Source organism: Meridianimarinicoccus roseus (assembly GCF_003172915.1).
In the GTDB taxonomy this organism is placed as follows: Bacteria; Pseudomonadota; Alphaproteobacteria; order Rhodobacterales; family Rhodobacteraceae; genus Meridianimarinicoccus; species Meridianimarinicoccus roseus.
Genome location: NZ_QGKU01000030.1, coordinates 14,335 through 30,638, shown reverse-complemented (window position 1 = coordinate 30,638; position 16,304 = coordinate 14,335). Strand labels below are relative to the sequence as shown.

Annotated in this window: 14 protein-coding genes; 4 read left to right on the top strand and 10 right to left on the bottom strand. The window is 65.8% G+C overall.

The window, feature by feature from the left end; all coding sequences use genetic code 11:
* Window positions 1-9: 9 nt before the first annotated feature.
* The 4 genes from DKT77_RS07865 to DKT77_RS07850 form a co-directional block, all read right to left on the bottom strand.
* Window positions 10-1,680: an alpha-amylase family glycosyl hydrolase gene (locus tag DKT77_RS07865; protein ID WP_109811160.1), complete on the bottom strand. Its 1,671-nt coding sequence runs from the start codon at window positions 1,678-1,680 to the stop codon at window positions 10-12.
* Between the two features lie 14 nt (window positions 1,681-1,694).
* Window positions 1,695-2,846: a carbohydrate ABC transporter permease gene (locus DKT77_RS07860; protein ID WP_109811159.1), complete on the bottom strand. Its 1,152-nt coding sequence runs from the start codon at window positions 2,844-2,846 to the stop codon at window positions 1,695-1,697.
* A gap of 13 nt (window positions 2,847-2,859) precedes the next feature.
* Window positions 2,860-3,840, bottom strand: coding sequence for a carbohydrate ABC transporter permease (locus DKT77_RS07855; RefSeq protein ID WP_109811158.1), 981 nt, complete (start codon window positions 3,838-3,840; stop codon window positions 2,860-2,862).
* A 78-nt stretch (window positions 3,841-3,918) separates the two neighbouring features.
* Window positions 3,919-5,271, bottom strand: a complete 1,353-nt coding sequence (locus tag DKT77_RS07850) for an ABC transporter substrate-binding protein (RefSeq protein WP_109811157.1) — start codon at window positions 5,269-5,271, stop codon at window positions 3,919-3,921.
* Between the two features lie 265 nt (window positions 5,272-5,536).
* Here DKT77_RS07850 and DKT77_RS07845 point away from each other — a divergent pair, with 265 nt between their 5' ends.
* Genes DKT77_RS07845 through bluB form a run of 4 tightly spaced genes read left to right on the top strand, consistent with a single transcriptional unit; the run spans window position 5,537 to window position 9,570 of the window.
* Window positions 5,537-6,571 (top strand): LacI family DNA-binding transcriptional regulator, encoded by a 1,035-nt coding sequence (locus DKT77_RS07845; protein WP_109811156.1) that lies wholly within the window; start codon window positions 5,537-5,539, stop codon window positions 6,569-6,571.
* 21 nt (window positions 6,572-6,592) lie between these two features.
* A complete protein-coding gene (locus DKT77_RS07840; RefSeq protein ID WP_109811155.1) occupies window positions 6,593-7,927 on the top strand; it encodes a GH1 family beta-glucosidase in 1,335 nt (444 codons plus the stop codon).
* Window positions 7,928-7,970: 43 nt separating this feature from the next.
* On the top strand, window positions 7,971-8,906 hold the full coding sequence (locus DKT77_RS07835; RefSeq protein WP_109811154.1) for a glucokinase: 936 nt from the start codon (window positions 7,971-7,973) through the stop codon (window positions 8,904-8,906).
* Window positions 8,899-9,570 (top strand): 5,6-dimethylbenzimidazole synthase, encoded by a 672-nt coding sequence (gene bluB / locus DKT77_RS07830; RefSeq protein WP_109811153.1) that lies wholly within the window; start codon window positions 8,899-8,901, stop codon window positions 9,568-9,570. The genes DKT77_RS07835 and bluB overlap by 8 nt, the downstream gene beginning before the upstream one ends.
* A gap of 213 nt (window positions 9,571-9,783) precedes the next feature.
* Here bluB and scpB read toward each other — a convergent pair whose 3' ends face one another.
* From scpB to DKT77_RS07800, 6 genes are all read right to left on the bottom strand, one after another.
* Complete coding sequence (gene scpB / locus DKT77_RS07825; protein ID WP_109811152.1) at window positions 9,784-10,488, bottom strand: SMC-Scp complex subunit ScpB; 705 nt, start codon at window positions 10,486-10,488, stop codon at window positions 9,784-9,786.
* Entirely contained in the window at window positions 10,485-11,306 is an 822-nt protein-coding gene (locus DKT77_RS07820; protein WP_109811151.1) for a segregation and condensation protein A, read from the bottom strand. The genes scpB and DKT77_RS07820 overlap by 4 nt, the downstream gene beginning before the upstream one ends.
* Window positions 11,299-12,297, bottom strand: a complete 999-nt coding sequence (locus DKT77_RS07815; protein WP_109811150.1) for a glycoside hydrolase family 3 N-terminal domain-containing protein — start codon at window positions 12,295-12,297, stop codon at window positions 11,299-11,301. Before DKT77_RS07815 ends, DKT77_RS07820 begins: the two co-directional genes overlap by 8 nt.
* Before the next feature lie 73 nt (window positions 12,298-12,370).
* Entirely contained in the window at window positions 12,371-13,231 is an 861-nt protein-coding gene (locus tag DKT77_RS07810; protein ID WP_109811149.1) for an SPOR domain-containing protein, read from the bottom strand.
* 80 nt (window positions 13,232-13,311) lie between these two features.
* Window positions 13,312-15,054, bottom strand: coding sequence for an arginine--tRNA ligase (gene argS / locus DKT77_RS07805; RefSeq protein WP_109811148.1), 1,743 nt, complete (start codon window positions 15,052-15,054; stop codon window positions 13,312-13,314).
* A 56-nt stretch (window positions 15,055-15,110) separates the two neighbouring features.
* Window positions 15,111-16,292, bottom strand: a complete 1,182-nt coding sequence (locus DKT77_RS07800) for a deoxyguanosinetriphosphate triphosphohydrolase (RefSeq protein ID WP_109811147.1) — start codon at window positions 16,290-16,292, stop codon at window positions 15,111-15,113.
* Window positions 16,293-16,304: the final 12 nt, after the last annotated feature.

The following is a 16,304-nucleotide window of genomic DNA, read 5'->3' as shown; positions in this document are numbered from 1 at the left end:
TCCTCCCCCTCAATTCCGGTCTTGCTGGCGCAGCGCGAAACAGGCTTGCCACGGCGGCAGGTGCAGGCCGCGTTCGGTCTGGCGCGCTTGGAACGGCGCCCCCTTGTCAATCACCCATTCGCCGCCAGGCAGTTCCACGTCCACGCCCTCGCCGGACAGGTTGAAGGCGCAAAACACCTCGTGCCCATCATGAACGCGCGCGAAGGCGATAAAGTCGTCCCGCGCCTCGATCACCTGCATCGCGCCCTTGCGCAGCGCGACGTGCGCCTTCCGGAAGGCCAGCATGTCCCGGTAAAAGCTCAGTGTCGATCCGGCGTCCCGCTCCTGCACGGACACCGCGCGGCGCAGATGCTCCATCGCGACGGGCAGCCACGGGTGACCGTCGGTGAAGCCGCCATTGTGGCTGTCATCCACCCAGGGCATCGGCGTTCGGCAACCGTCGCGGCCCTTGAACTTGGGCCAGAACCGTTTGCCATAGGGGTCCTGAAGATCCTCGAACGGGACATAGGCCTCGGTCAGGCCCAACTCTTCGCCCTGGTACAGGCAGATCGAACCGCGCATGCACATCATCAGCCCGGCATAGGCGCGGGCGGCGGGTTCCTGCATGTTCCAGCGCGAGGTGTGCCGCACCACGTCATGGTTGGAATAGGCCCAGCAGGCCCAGCCCTCGGTCACGATCCGCTGGAACCGTTCCAGCACGCGGGCAACCTGCGTGCCGCTGGGATAGACGTTCGACAGGAAGTCGAAATCATAGCACATGTGCAGCAGGTCGTTGCCTGCGGTATAGTCCGCCTGCACCTGCGTGCCGCGCTGGCTTTCGCCGACCTCACCCACCGTGGTCGCGCCGGGATAGTCGTTCAGCACAGCGCGCAGCCGGCGCAGGAAGGCAAGGTTCTCGGGCTGGGTCTTGTCGTACAGGTGATCCTGGAAGTTGTAGGGATTCACCGCGGGCGCCGTGTTCTCGTTGCGGTCCTCCACGGCCAGCGGCGGGTTATCGCGCAACTGCTTGTCGTGGAAGTAGAAGTTCACGGTATCGAGCCGGAACCCGTCCACGCCCCGGTCCATCCAGTAGCGCGCCACATCCAGCAATTCCTCCTGCACCTCTGGGCAGTGGAAGTTCAGGTCGGGCTGGGAGGTCAGGAAATTGTGCAGGTAGTACTGCATCCGCTCCCCGTCCCATTCCCATGCAGAGCCGCCAAAGATCGACAGCCAGTTGTTCGGCGGGCTGCCGTCCGGCTTCGCGTCGGCCCAGACGTACCAGTCGGCCTTGGCGTTGTCGCGGCTCGACCGGCTTTCGCGGAACCACGGGTGCTGGTCGCTTGTGTGGCTCAGGACGAGGTCGATCAGCACCTTCAACCCCAACCCATGAGCCCGGTCGATCAGCGCGTCGAAATCCCCGAGGCTGCCGAACATAGGGTCAACGTCCCGGTAGTCCGACACGTCATAGCCGAAATCCAGCATCGGCGAGCGGAAGAAGGGCGAGATCCAGATCGCGTCCACGCCCAGCCGCGCCACGTGGTCCAGCCGGTGGATGATCCCGCCCAGATCGCCAATCCCGTCGCCGTTGCTGTCCTGGAAGGACCGCGGATAGATCTGGTAGATCGCAGCACCGCGCCACCAGTCCGGGTCGCTATTGTCCGTGCCGGTGGCATGCCCCGGCCGTGGATCGAGGTAACTCATGGCCCTACCCTTACTTACTTCACGGAACCGGCCAACAGGCCGCGCACCAGGAACCGCTGCATGGTGAAGAAGACCACCAGCGGCACGGCGATGGACACGAAGGCGGCGGTGGCAAGGATGCCCCAGTCTCCGCCGCGCGAGCCCAGAAGGTCGTCCGCGATCTTCACGGTCATCACCTTCGCCTCGTCGTTGGACGGCAGGAACACCTTGGCCACCAGCAGGTCGTTCCAAGTCCACAGGAACTGGAAGATCGAGAACGCGGCAAGCGCAGGCAGGCTCAGCGGAAGCACGATCTTGGTGAACACCTGAAAATCGGTCGCCCCGTCCACCTTCGCGCTTTCGATGATGTCACGCGGCAGGCCGACCATGTAGTTGCGCAGCAGGTAGACCGCCAGCGGCATCCCGAAGGCCGTGTGCGCGAACCAGATGCCGAGGAAGCTTTGTCCAATGCCCACCTGGTTGTGGAAATTCAGCATCGGGACCAGCGCCAGTTGCAGCGGCACCACCAGCAGCCCCACCACGGCGGCGATCAGCCAGCCCCGGCCCGGAAAGTCCATCCAGGCCAGCGCATAGGCCGCGAAGGCCGCGATCAGGATCGGGATGATCGTCGCCGGCACCGTCACCGTCAGCGTGTTGATGAAGGCACGGTCCATATTGTCGGCGGTCAGCACCTGCCGGTAATTGGCCAGCGTGAACTGCGGTGGCGTGTTGGCCGAAAAATACACCCGCTGCCCGCGGTTGCCCGGCTCCTCCGGACTGCGGAATTCGTAGCTGCCATCGGGATCGACGCGCAGGCTTTCGCCGTCGCCCAGATCGGCGGTCACCCCCGCGGGATGCTCCCCCGGCGTGAAAGCCGAGGTGGAAAAGCCCGTCACCGTGCCCTCACCCGCGCCAAAGGCTTCCTGAACCTCGGGCGCCTCGAAGATGTTGCCGCTCACGACCCAGGTATCGCCGTCCTGCACTGCGTCGCTGGCGGTGCGCCCCCGGAACGTCAGTTCGACCGAGAACGGCGCCTGCCACCAGCCCGAGGCGGAAATCTGGTCGCGGTCGCGGAACGACGACACCAGAAGCCCCACCGTCGGGATCAGCCAGATCAACACCATCACCACCACGGCCACGTTGGTCGCAATCGAAAGCCCGGATTTTTGTCCTGCGATATTGTCCATGTCTCCGCCTCCCTCAGCGCATTTCCTTGCGGGCCTGCACGATGTTCGAAATCATCACCGGCAGCACCACGATCATGATGACGAAGGCGACCGCGGTCGCGCGCCCGTCGTCGCGGAACATGAAGCTCATCATGTAGCTGGGCAGGATCTCGGTCCCGAAATTGCCGCCCGTCATCGCATAGACAATGTCGAACACCTTCAGCACCAGGATCGTGATCGTGGTCCACACCACAACGATCGTCCCCATGATCTGGGGCACCTTGATCTTGAAGAAGATCTGGAACGGGTTGGCGCCATCGATGATCGCCGCCTCGATCGTTTCCTCCGGAATGCCGCGCAGCGCCGCCGACAGGATCACCATGGCAAAGCCGGTCTGGATCCAGATCAGGATGAACATCAGGAAGAAGTTGTTCCAGAACGGGATCTGCAGCACGTCCACCGGCTCGGCCCCGAACAGGCTGGCGCGGACCGCGTTGATCAGCCCGATATCCGGGTCCACCGCATAGACGAACTTCCAGATCAGCGAGGCGCCGACGAAACTGATCGCCATCGGCATGAAGATCAGCGACTTGGCGATGTTGCCCCAGCGGAGCTTGTCGGTCAGCTGCGCGGCCAGCAACCCGAAGAAGGTCGCACCCGCGGGCACCACCACGACCCACAGAAGGTTGTTCAGAAACGCAGTTCGGAATTCTTGCGACGCCAGCAGCGTCGCGTAGTTGCCAAGGCCCACGAACTCCTCGCCCGAACGGTTGTAGAGCGAGCGCAGGAACGAGCCGAGCACCGGATAGACCAGATAAAGCGTCAGCACGAAGATCGCCGGAAACAGGAACAGCCATGGCCGCCACTGGTTCGCGCGGTTGATGTTGCGGCCCGGGTTCGGCCCGGTTGCCGGAAAGATCACCTTGTCGAGGATCAGGTTCGAGAAATAGAAATACCCGACACAGCTTCCGACGCCGATGATGATGGTGACGATGCCGCCCAGAAACGGATGCATCCTTCGCTCCCCCCTCGTGCTGTTGGATCAGGCCCGCGCCGTTCGCGGGCGGGCCTGCCTGTCTTCGGACGCGCTGTCTTAGCGGATCGAGTCCCAGCGCGCCTGGATGTCCGCGCCCACCGCCTGCGCATCGGCGCCGGTGGTGTAATCGACCATCCCGGTCCAGAACGCGCCGGCGCCGATCTCGCCCGGCATGAGGTCGGACCCGTCAAAGCGGAAGGTCGTCGCGTTGGTCAGGATGTCATTCAGAGCGCGCTGCGTGTCGGTCGGGAAGACATCGACATTCGCCTCGGTATAGGGCGTCAGGAACCCCGACTGCGCCATCCAGATTTCATGCGCGAGCGGCGTCTTGAGAAACTCGATCAGCCCGTGCGCGACCGGCGCGTCGTTGGTGATCGCGAACAGCGTGCCTGCGCCCAGCACCGGCTGACCCAGGTCCTTTTCAGCGTAGGCCGGGAAATAGAAGAAATCCACGTCCTCACCCATCACGGTGCCTTCCGGGAAGAAGGTCGGGATGAACGTCGCCTGCTTGTGCAGAAGACATTCCGGCGGAAAGTTGAACAGACCGGTCGGGCTGTCACGGAAATCGGTCGTGGCCGCTGCCTGGCTACCGCCGTTGACATAGGCGTCGTTGCGCACGAAGTAGCCATATTCCTCGATCGCACCCACCACGGCAGGATCGTCGAACGGGATCTCGTTGGTGACCCACTGGTCATAGACCGAAGGCGGCTGGGTGCGCAGCATCATGTCTTCGACCCAGTCGGTCGCGGGCCAGCCCGTCGCCGCGCCCGAGCCAAGCCCGATGCACCACGGCGTGCCGCCGTCCTCGACGATCTGGTCGGTCAGTGCCTTCAGTTCTTCCATGGTCTCCGGCACTTCATAGCCGAATTCCTCGAAAATCTCGGGCACGTACCAGACCAGCGACTTCACATCGACCTTGTAGAAGAATCCGAACAGGTCCTCCTCGCCGCCCGGTCCCGCGAATGTGCCCAGATCGACCCAGGACTGACCGGCGGCGTAATTGTCCAGCACCCACTGCTCGGTACCGTCCGCCAGCGGCGTCAGCGCGCCGCGCGCGGCCATGTCCGACGCAAGGCCGGGCTGCGGGAAGATCGCGATGTTCGGGGCAGATCCGGCCTGCACGGAAATCACGATGTCCTGCTCGAAGCTTTCCGACCCGGAATAGTTGATCTCCGCCCCGGTCGCGTCGGCGAAATACGCCAGCACGGAATTGACCAGATCGCCATCCGCGCCGGTCCAGGGACCGGTCAGCGACACGGTCTGCCCGGAGTAGTCGTGCGCGGCCGCGAATTCCTCAAAGCTCGCCCAGTTGAAATCGCCCTCTCCGACCGGAAATTTCAGGTCTTGCGCGTGACCGCTCCCCGCAACCAGTGCGAGAACCGCAGCACCGGCGTAAAGCCGTTTGGTCATTCGAACCTCCCAGTTCTGTGCTTGATTGATATTTGTCATTCGTAACGCGTGCCACGGACTGAGTCAAAGCCCCGTCAAAGCGCTTTGGTTGCGGCGACCCTTTCGCACCTTTGGTTAACTGTCAATCCCGATTCTCCAAAACTGCTGTTTTACAAGGCAATTCTGCAATTGCATTGCCGCGGCGCAGAATAAGTCACCGTTGACGCGCCGCTGCGACCGCCTTAGCCTCTCCGGTAATTGAAAGCGCTTTGGATAACACTCCGGCATGAATCTCAGGGATTTGGCGGTTGAACTCGGGTTGTCGCAGACCACGGTCAGCCGTGCGCTGAACGGCTATCCCGAAGTGTCCGAGGCCACCCGCCAGCGCGTGCTCGACGCGGCGCGGCAACACAACTACAGGCCGAACACCCGCGCCAAGGCGCTGGCGACGGGCCGCGCCATGGCGATCGGTCACGTGATTCCGCTCTCGACCCGCACCGAGATGGTGAACCCCGTCTTCGCGGACTTCATCGCAGGCGCGTCCGAAACCTACATGCGGCACGGCTACGACATCGTGCTGTCGGTGATCGGCGACGACCAGGAGGATCGGGTCTATCTCGACATGGCGTCCAAGCGCATGGTGGATGGCGTGATCGTGCAATCCCCCACGGTGGACGACCCACGCATCGCGCTGCTTCGGAAGGTCGGCCTGCCCTTCGTCGTACATGGGCGCGCCACCGACTTGCCCGACGACTACTCCTATGTCGACGTGAACAACAAGCGCGCCTTCCAGCGGGCCACCGAATTCCTCGTCGATCTCGGCCACCGTCGCATCGCGCTGGTGAATGGGCGCGAGAGACTGGGATTCGCGGTGCGCCGCCGCACCGGGTTCGAAGCGGGCCTCGCCGCGCGCGGCCTTGCTCCCGACCCAGCGCTGATGCTCACCGACGAGATGACCGAAGGGTACGGCTACGCCGCCATGCGCCACTTGCTGACGCAGGAAGATCCACCCACCGCCTGCCTTTCGGCTTCCGCCATCATCGCCTTCGGCATGCGACGCGCCGCCGACGAAGCGGGCGTGCGGCTCGGGCGGGACTTCTCGCTCATCACCTATGACGATGATCTGTCGTTCTTCCGCAACAGCGGCGACGAGGCGATCTTCACCGCCCTGCGATCGTCGGTTAGAACGGCCGGGCGGTTCGCTGCGGAGCAGCTGATCGACCTGATCGGCGACCCCGGCACCCCGCGCCAACGCCTGATGGAAGCCGAACTCATCGTCGGCCGCTCCACCGGCCCGCTGCGGCACGACACCAGGCCCTGAACGCCAAGGAAGGCACGCGCCATGACAGCAATAACACACACCCGCGACGATTTCCCAGACGGATTCGTGTTCGGCACGGCAACATCCGCCTACCAGATCGAAGGCCACGCCCAGGGCGGAGCGGGTCCGACCCACTGGGACAGCTTCGCCGCCACGCCCGGCAATGTCGAGCGCGCCGAAAACGGCGATCTAGCCTGCGACCACCTGCACCGCTGGGAGGCGGACCTCGACATGATCCGCGACGCGGGCTTCGACAGCTACCGCTTCTCGATGTCCTGGGCGCGGCTGCTGCCGGACGGGCGCGGAACCCCCAATGCCGAAGGGCTGGCCTTCTACGACAGGCTGATCGACGGTATGCTGGAACGCGGCCTGAAACCGGCCGCCACGCTGTATCACTGGGAAATGCCGCAGCCGCTGGCCGACATGGGTGGCTGGCGCAATGCCGACATGCCCGCATGGTTCGGGGACATGACGGACCTTGTCGCGCGCAAGTTCGGCGACCGGCTGTGGTCTGTCGCTCCGATCAACGAACCGTGGTGCGTTGCGTGGCTGTCGCACTTCATGGGCGTGCACGCGCCGGGCCTGCGCGATATCCGCGCCACCGCCCGCGCAATCCACCACGTGCTGAAATCCCACGGCACCGCGATCGGCGTGATGCGTGGCCACGGCATGACCAATCTCGGCGCGGTGTGCAATTTCGAATACCCCCACCCGCTGACCGACAGCCCCGAAGACGTAGCCGCGGCGGACCGCTATGACGGGTTCTACAACCGGGTGTTCCTGTCGGGCCTGTTCCACGGCCGCTACCCCGACAACGTGCTCGAAGGACTGGAGCCGCATCTGCCGTCCGGCTGGCAGGACGATTTCGGCGTCATCCAGGCTCCTCTCGACTGGCTCGGGCTGAACTACTACACCTGCAAACGCATCGCCCATGACGACACCGCATGGCCCGCACTGAAAGAGGTGGACGGCCCGCCGCCACACACGCAGATGGGCTGGGAGATCTACCCCGAAGGCCTCCACCACTTCCTGACCCGCACGGCGACCGACTACACAGGCGACTTGCCGCTCTACGTCACCGAAAACGGCATGGCCAACCCGGACGTGATCCGCGACGGCCGCATCGACGACCAGCCGCGCATCGATTATCTGAATTCGCACCTCGCCAGCGTGCGGCGTGCGCTGGACGACGGCGCGCCGGTCAAGGGCTATTACGTGTGGTCTCTGATGGACAATTACGAATGGTCGCGCGGCTACGACCAGCGCTTCGGACTGGTCCATGTGGATTTCGATACGCTCGAAAGAACGCCAAAGGCGTCTTGGCACGCCGTGCGCGACATGCTTGTTAGCGCGTGACACCGGCCCGCCCGATGCGACGGGCAGAAAGCAGGACCGACCCATGACAGCACTTGTGGCCGATATCGGCGGAACCAACACGCGCGTTGCGCTGTGCGACACGCCCGACGCCCCGCGCGAAATCGCCCGCTTCCGCAACGCTGAATTCGGCGCGCTGGACGCGGTTCTGCGCCATTACCTCGCCGGGCTGGGCGAGACGCGGATCACCGAAGCCTGCGTTGCCGTGGCCGGGCCGGTGCGCGGCGGCGTCGGGCGGATGACCAATCTCGACTGGACGATGGACGCCGCGACGCTCAGAGCAGCGACCGGCGCTGCGCGCGGCTTCGTGATCAACGATCTCGAAGCGCAGGGACACGCGCTCGAAGACGTGCCGACCCGGCGGCTGATGGGCACCGCCAATGCCGACCGGACCGAGGCGCGGCTGGTGGTCGGGCTTGGAACCGGCTTCAACGCGGCGCCGGTCCATGCCGTGCGCGGTCAGGAACAGGTCCATGTCGTGCCCTCCGAATGCGGCCATATCAGCTTGCCGGTCTGGAACGATGCGACCGTCGCGCTTGCCGGCGCGCTGGCGGACCGGCACGGTTTCGCGTCTGTGGAAGAGGCGCTGTCGGGGCGCGGTCTGCTGGCGGTGAACGCGCATGTGGCGGGCAGCTGTGCCCATGCCACCACGCAGGATCTTCTGGCGGCGTTGAACGGCGCGCCAAGCGCACAGGACCACGCAACCGCCGACCTGTTTTGCCGGATCCTGGGGCGCGTGCTTGGTGATCTTGCGCTGGTGCACCTGCCTTGGGGCGGGATCTACCTGATCGGCGGGTTGGCCCGCGCGATGGCCCCGTTCTTCGACAGCCACGGCCTGCCCGAGGCATTCCACGACAAGGGGCGCTTCGGTCCATTCATGCGCGATTTCAGCCTCTGGCTGGTGGAGGACGACTATTCCGCGCTGACCGGCTGCGCCCGCTACGCGCGCCGTCATGCCTGACGACGCGGCTGGCGATACGCCGGGTGGCGCGGGCAACGAACGACGTTTCTCCCCGCAGGAGGCCGCGTTGCTGCATGACGTGCTGCGCTGGCGGCGGGACGTTCGCCATTTCCGCCCTGACCCGGTGGCGCCGGAAGTGCTGAACCGGCTGCAAGCGGCGGTTGACCTCGCGCCCTCTGTCGGAAATTCGCGGCCTTGGCACTTCCTGCGGCTACGCGACCCCGCCCTGCGCGCGCGCATCGCCGCCATCTTCGAGGCAGAGAACACCCGCGCCGCGGACGGCTATGACGGCGACACGCGCGCCGACTATCTGGCGCTGAAACTGGCCGGACTGCGCGAGGCGCCCGAACATCTTGCCGTGTTCACCGACACCGATCCCGCGGAAGGGCGCGGACTCGGGCGGCAAACCATGCCCGAGATGCTGACCTACTCCACAGTCACCGCAATCCACACGCTCTGGCTGGCGGCGCGGGTGGAAAATCTCGGGCTCGGCTGGGTGTCGATACTCGATCCGGCTGCGGTCGCAGGTGCGCTCGACGCGCCGCCGCACTGGCGCTTCACCGCCTACCTGTGCCTCGGCTATCCACGCTTCAGCGACGACACGCCGCTGCTCCACCGCACCGGTTGGCAGCAGAACACGCGCGCGTCCTGGTCCGAGGTCTGACAGGCTCGCGCCCGGCGCCCAGCCGCCATCCACGCCGCATTCCGTCCACGCCGACGCGGCCCTGGCGTGCGCCGACAGGACCCCTACAGGAAACCTACAGCATCCCCGCATGGTTTTCGGCGCTCGAACGCGCCGCGACAGCGGCTTCCCCGACAACGCCGGTGGGGTGTCACACGTGGGGGCCGAGCCAGTCGGGAAGCGGTTTTCAAGGGGTCAGCGCGCCCCGTCCGGCGGGTCTGGGGCATCGCTGCCGAGCGCCGCATCGCCGTCGAACAGATCACCCTCTTCGCTCTCGGACGGGGCCTCGCCCTCGGTCTCCGCGCCGCTGGGCGGCGGGCGGTTGTCCAGCAGGCCGGCTGCGCGCAATTCCTTCAAACCCGGCAAATCCCGTGCGGATTCAAGGCTGAAGTGGTCAAGGAAGCCTTCGGTGACCACGAAGGTGACGGGGCGTCCGGGGGTCATCCGGCGGCGACCGATGCGAATCCACTCCATCTCCAGAAGCTGGTCGATGGTGCCGCGGCTGACACCGACGCCGCGGATCTCCTCGATCTCGGCACGGGTGACGGGCTGGTGGTAGGCGATGATCGCCAGCGTCTCGATCGCGGCGCGGCTCAGCTTGCGCGTCTCTACCGTCTCCCGGCGCATCAGGAACGACAGGTCCGGCGCGGTGCGGAACGCGAACGCCTCGCCCACCCGCACCAGACGCACCCCGCGCCCCTCGTAGCGCTTTTCCAGATGCACCAGCGCAGTCGTAGGGTCACTGCCATGAGGCAGCCGCGCGGTCAGGTCCTTGATCGTCACCGGGTCGGCCGACGCGAACAGGACAGCTTCGACCATGCGCTCCTGCTCACCCATCGGGGGGGCTTCGAACAGACTTGGATCAAGTTCATTTTCAGGGGCTTGCGGATCGTTGCTCATGTGTCGTCGCCCCGCTTGCGCAGACTGATCGGGGCGAAGGTTCCTGACTGGCGCAACTCGAGTTGCCCGGCCTTGGCCAGTTCCAGAACCGCCGCAAAGGTTGCCGCCGTGGCCGACCGGCGCCTAGCCGGGTCTGCCTGCCAGCCATCGGGCAAGTAGCTTGAAAGGTCGGTCCAGTCACCTGCGAAGCCGATCAGCGGGCGTATCCGCGCCAGCGCTTCTTCCATCGTCAGAATTGCCTTGCGGTCCATCACGAAGGGGCGAAATTCGTCCTTGGTGCGCAGCCGCGCATAGGCCTGCATCAGGTCCAGCAGAGAGGCGGTGAATTGCGTGCGCCGCACCCGGCCCACCGTTTCGGGCTCCCCGCGCGCGAACACGTCGCGCCCCAGCCGGTCGCGCGCCATCAACCGGGCTGCAGCATCGCGCATCGCCTCCAGCCGCTCCAGCTGGAACGCCAGATGCGCGGCAAGATCCTCGCCGGAAGGGCCATCATCCTCGGGGTCGGGGGGCAACAGCAGGCGTGATTTCAGGAAGGCCAGCCACGCAGCCATGACGAGGTAATCGGCGGCAAGCTCGATCCGCAGTTCCTTCGCCTTTTCCACGAAAGCGAGGTACTGCTCAGCCAGGGCAAGCACCGAAATCCGACGTAGATCAACCTTCTGCGTACGCGACAGCATCAGAAGCAGGTCCAGCGGCCCCTCGAAGCCGTCCACGTCGACGATCAGCGCCTCGGCCGCGCGCCGCGCGGAAATGTCTGTGACATTGCCCTCCGTCCCGTGCGGCGCATCGGGCGTGGGCTGGCCGGGCGTATCAGCCATGTGCCGCCTGCCCGGACAGCACGGCCAATTCCGCCTCAAGCGCGGGAATGTCGGCGGCGTCGGGCGCGCGCCGGGCCGCCAGCGCCCAGCCCGCGCGGGTAGCGGCCCCGGCTGAAAGCTGCCCCGCGGCCCCCGCGACAGCCTCCATCTCGGGCAGATCGCCGTTGCAATGCAGGATCACGTCGCAGCCCGCGGCCAGCGACCGGGCCGCCCGCTCGGCCACGGTACCCCGCAGCGCCCGCATCGACAGATCGTCTGTCATCACCAGTCCGCCAAACCCGATCTCGTCCCGGATGCAGGCCATCGACGCTGCCGATTGCGTCGCGGGCGCGTCGGGATCGAGCGCGTCGAACACGATATGAGCGGTCATGCCCAGCGGCAGATCGGCCAGCGCGCGAAAGGCGGCGAAATCCGTGCGGCGCAACTCGTCCAGCGGTGCGGTGACGCGGGGCAGGTCGAGATGGCTGTCAACCGTCGCACGGCCATGCCCCGGCAGATGCTTGAGCACCGGCAGCACGCCCCCTGCAAGCAGCCCTTCGGCGGTGGCCCGGGCGGATGAAATCACGGTGCCCGGCGTCGTGCCGTAGCAGCGGTTGCGCAGGAAAGGGTGCGTGTCGGCTCCGGCGATGTCGGCCAGCGGCGCGCAATTGGCGTCGATGCCCACGGCATGGAGTTCATGGGCCATGATACGCGCGCGCAGGTACATGCCGCGCGCACCGACCTGCGCGGCCTGCTCCAATGCGGGCGGCCAGTCACGCCAGTGCGGAGGCCGCAGGCGCTGCACGCGTCCTCCCTCCTGGTCGACGAGGATCGGCGCTTCGCGGCCCACTGTACCGCGAAGCGCGTCGCACAGGGCCGAAAGTTGCGCGGGGGCCTCCACATTTCGGGCGAAAAGGATGAAGCCCCATGGGTCGGCCTGCCGGAAGAACGCCGCTTCCTGCCCGGTCAGCACCGGGCCAGAACAGCCGAAGATCGTGGCCCCGGTGCTCATGCGCCCCTCCTGCCCAGCTTGCCTTGCTCGAAGCCTAGTCCGGCCCGGCCGACTTGGAAACCGCCCAACGCACCTACCGCTTCAGGGCGGGAATACAATCGGCCTTCTCGGCCAGCAGGACGGCACAGAAACTGCGCGCATCAGACAGCCCCTCAAACCCGTATGCCTGAAGGCGATACACGGTTTGCCCGCCAAGGTCCGCAACCTCGATCACGCGGGATTTAGGCGCCATGTAGTCGCCGAAGCGGCCCGACAGATCGCCCCATGCCGAGAGCGCGCCATCCTCGGTGTCGAAGGAGCCAAGCTGAACCAGCCGCGTGCCTGGAGGGATGAGGTCCGGGTCGATGGCCTCGGGCCGTGTGGCGATGGAGGGCAGAGCTGCTGTGGGCACAGCGCGGGTGACGATGTCGAGATCGGGGCGCTTTTGTGGGCGCGGGCGCAGGTCCATGGCTTCCGGCGCAGGCGCCGCACCATCGCCGCTGTCCGGCGCGGGCAACACACCAGTGCCCAGCACCTCGCTGAGTGCGCCATCGATGGCATTGCGCAGGCTGGTCGCCGGATCCGGCGGAGGCGCCGTGGCCACGGGAACGCCGATATCCTCGACGCTGGGGCCTACAGGTTCGGGCGCGATCACGACCCGCTCGCCCACCGGGGGCACCGGCGTGTCGGATGCCACCGCATTTACCGCGAAGCCCTGATGCGCGGCCTCGAAGCCGCCCGGATCGGCGGGCTGGACCCGCGCCGGGCCTTCCATCGCCCGCACAACCGGCACGGCGCGCGCATCGCGCGTCGCAAGGTCATGCACCCACACGCCCAAACCCGCCAGCAAAGCCACCGACGACAGCGCGCCGAGCCATCCCATGATACGCGAGCCGGAGACGGCGATCGCCCCCTGCGCATCCGGGTCGTTCCCGAAAGCCTCTGGATATGCCATTCTTGCCCCAATTTTCCCCGGCGCATCCGGGGATGGCCGGGCATCATCTGCCTGCTCGGCCCTTGGCGGTGTGCTTTTTGTCAGCGCATCTCGTCCAAGGGTTTGACGCCAAGGATACCAAGTCCTGCAGAAATAACAACGGCAACGGCGCGCGGCAGAACGATTTTCGCTGCGCCCCCCGCCGGATCATCGGGCAGGAAGCGGAGTGTAGGCGTGTCATTGCCGCGGTTCCACAGCGTATGGAACTCGCTGGCCAGATCGTAGAGGTAGAAGGCGATGCGGTGCGGCTCTCCGGTCTGGGCGGCGATTTCCACCAGCCGCGGCCATTCGGCAAGCTTGCGCGCGACCGCCAGTTCCGCCGGATGATCAAGCGCGGCAAGATCGGTGGCGGCCAGCGACGTGTCATCGACGGCGATCCCCGCCGCCGCGGCCTTGCGCAGCACCGAGCAAACCCGCGCATGGGCGTATTGCACGTAGAAGACCGGGTTGTCCTTGGACTGCTCCAGCACCTTGTCGAAATCGAAATCCAGCGGCGCATCGTTCTTGCGGGTCAGCATCACGAAGCGTGTCACGTCCGCGCCGACCTGATCCACCACGTCGCGCAGTGTCACGAACGTGCCCGCGCGCTTGGACATCTTCACCGGCTCGCCGCCCTGGGTCAGCTTGACCAGCTGGATCAGTTTCACCTCAAGCGGCACGCGCCCATCGGACAGCGCCGAAACCGCCGCCTTCATGCGCTTCACGTAGCCGCCGTGATCGGCTCCAAATACATCAACAAGCATGTCGAAGCCACGGGAAACCTTGTCGAAATGATAGGCGATGTCGGGGGCGAAATAGGTCCAGCCACCATCAGATTTCTTCACCGGGCGGTCCACGTCATCGCCATGGGCGGTGGAACGGAACAGGGTCTGTTCGCGCGGTTCCCAATCGTCGGGGGTCTTGCCCTTTGGCGGCTCCAGCACGCCCTGATAGATCAGCCCTTTCTCGGCCAGATCCTCCAGCGCGGCCTCGATCCGGCCAGTGCCATAGAGCGCCTTTTCGGAAAAGAAGCTGTCCATCTTCACGCCGAGCGCGGCCAGATCCTCGCGGATCAGGGCCATCATCGCATCGGTGGAAAAGGCGCGGACCTCGGTCAGCCAGACGTCCTCGGGCTGGCCCACATAGGCATCGCCGACCTTGGCCTTCAGCGCCTGCCCCACCTCGATAAGATAGTCGCCCGGATAGGTGCCGTCCTCGAACGCGACCTCCTGACCGTGGGCTTCAAGATACCGAAGGTACACGGAACGGGCCAGCACATCGACCTGTGCGCCGCCATCGTTGATATAGTATTCCCGCGTCACATCGTGCCCGGCATAGGCCAGAAGGTTCGCCAGCGCGTCGCCGAACACCGCGCCTCGGGTGTGGCCGACATGCATCGGTCCGGTCGGATTGGCGGACACGTACTCGATGTTGACCTTGCGCCCCTGCCCCATGCGCGACCGGCCATAGGAAGTGCCAGCGTCCACAACTTGCCCGACCAGACCCTGCCAGACGGCGTCTGCAAGGCGCAGGTTGATGAAGCCCGGGCCCGCAACCTCGGCCAGCGCAATGCGCGGATCGTCCGACAGGCGCTCCACCAACCCCTGGGCGATGTCGCGCGGTTTCAGACCGGCGGGCTTGGCCAGCACCATTGCGGCGTTCGTCGCCATGTCGCCATGCGCGGGATCGCGGGGCGGCTCCACGTTGACATTCCCGAGATCCAGCCCAGTTGGCAGCGCGCCCTGCGCCGTCATGGCCGCGAGCGTGTCCAGCACCAGCGATTTGATGTCGTCGAAAAGGTTCATGGCGTGTCCCCGGTCATTTCCGCGGGGTTTAGCACGCTGGGCACCGGGTGCAACGGTCAGCCGGTGCGCAGCGCGCCCGGAACCCCGTCGCCGGTCAGCCGCGCATGAGTCTGGATCGCGAACCGGTCCGTCATCCCGGCGATGTAGTCGGCCACGATCCGCGCCAGCGCCGTGTCCGTGCCCGCCGCGGCCACGTCCTTGCGCCACTGCTTCGGCATCAGGTCAGGTCGATCCATCAGCAGCGGAAACAGTTCCATCAGAACGCGCGTCACCTCGGCCCGCACCTTCACCACTTCGGGAGCGCGGTACATGCGGTGAAACAGGAAGGCGCGGATCACCTTCAGGTCGCTCCAGACCCCGTCCGAGAAGCGCACGACGGGTCGGCCCGCCGCGCGTATGTCAGCGCAGGAGGCGGGGTGAAGCTCGTCCAGCCGCAGCCGGGCCTGTGCGATCACATCCTCGACCAGAAGCCCGAAGAAGCGGCGCAGCGCCTCGTGGCGACGACGGTAATAGTTCAGCCCGGCATAGAGGCGGTCCACCTCGGCGAAGCATCCGTCCAGCAACGGCAGTTCGGCCAGCTCGTCGGTAGAGAACAGCTCGGCCCGCAGCCCGTCATGCAGATCGTGGCTGTTGTAGGCGATGTCGTCGGACAGCGCGGCAACCTGGGCCTCGGCGCTCGCATGGGTGTGCAGTTCCAGATCGTGCCGGGCGGTGTACTCGGCCAGCGCATAGTGCAAGCTGCCTTGCCGGTCGGCATCCAGAAGCGGGCCGTTGTGCTTGGCCAGCCCCTCCAGCGTTTCCCATGTCAGATTCAGGCCGTCGAAATCGGCATAGTGCCGTTCCAGCGAGGTGACGATACGCACCGCCTGCGCATTGTGGTCGAACCCGCCATGCGGCGCCATTAGCACGTTCAGCGCGTCTTCGCCCGTGTGGCCAAACGGCGGGTGGCCAAGGTCATGGGCTAGCGCCACGGCTTCGGTGAGCGCCTCGTTCAGCCCCAAAACTCCGGCGATGGTCCGCGCCACCTGTGCAACTTCGATCGAATGGGTCAGGCGGGTCCGGAAATAGTCGCCTTCGTGTTCGATGAACACCTGCGTCTTGTGCTTCAGACGGCGGAAGGCACTGGCGTGGATGATGCGGTCCCGATCGCGCTGGAACGCGCTGCGGAAGGTGCTTTCCTCTTCCGGGTATAGTCTGCCCCGGCTGTGGGCAGGGTCGCAGGCGTAGGGCTTTTGCATTGCATCGCCTTC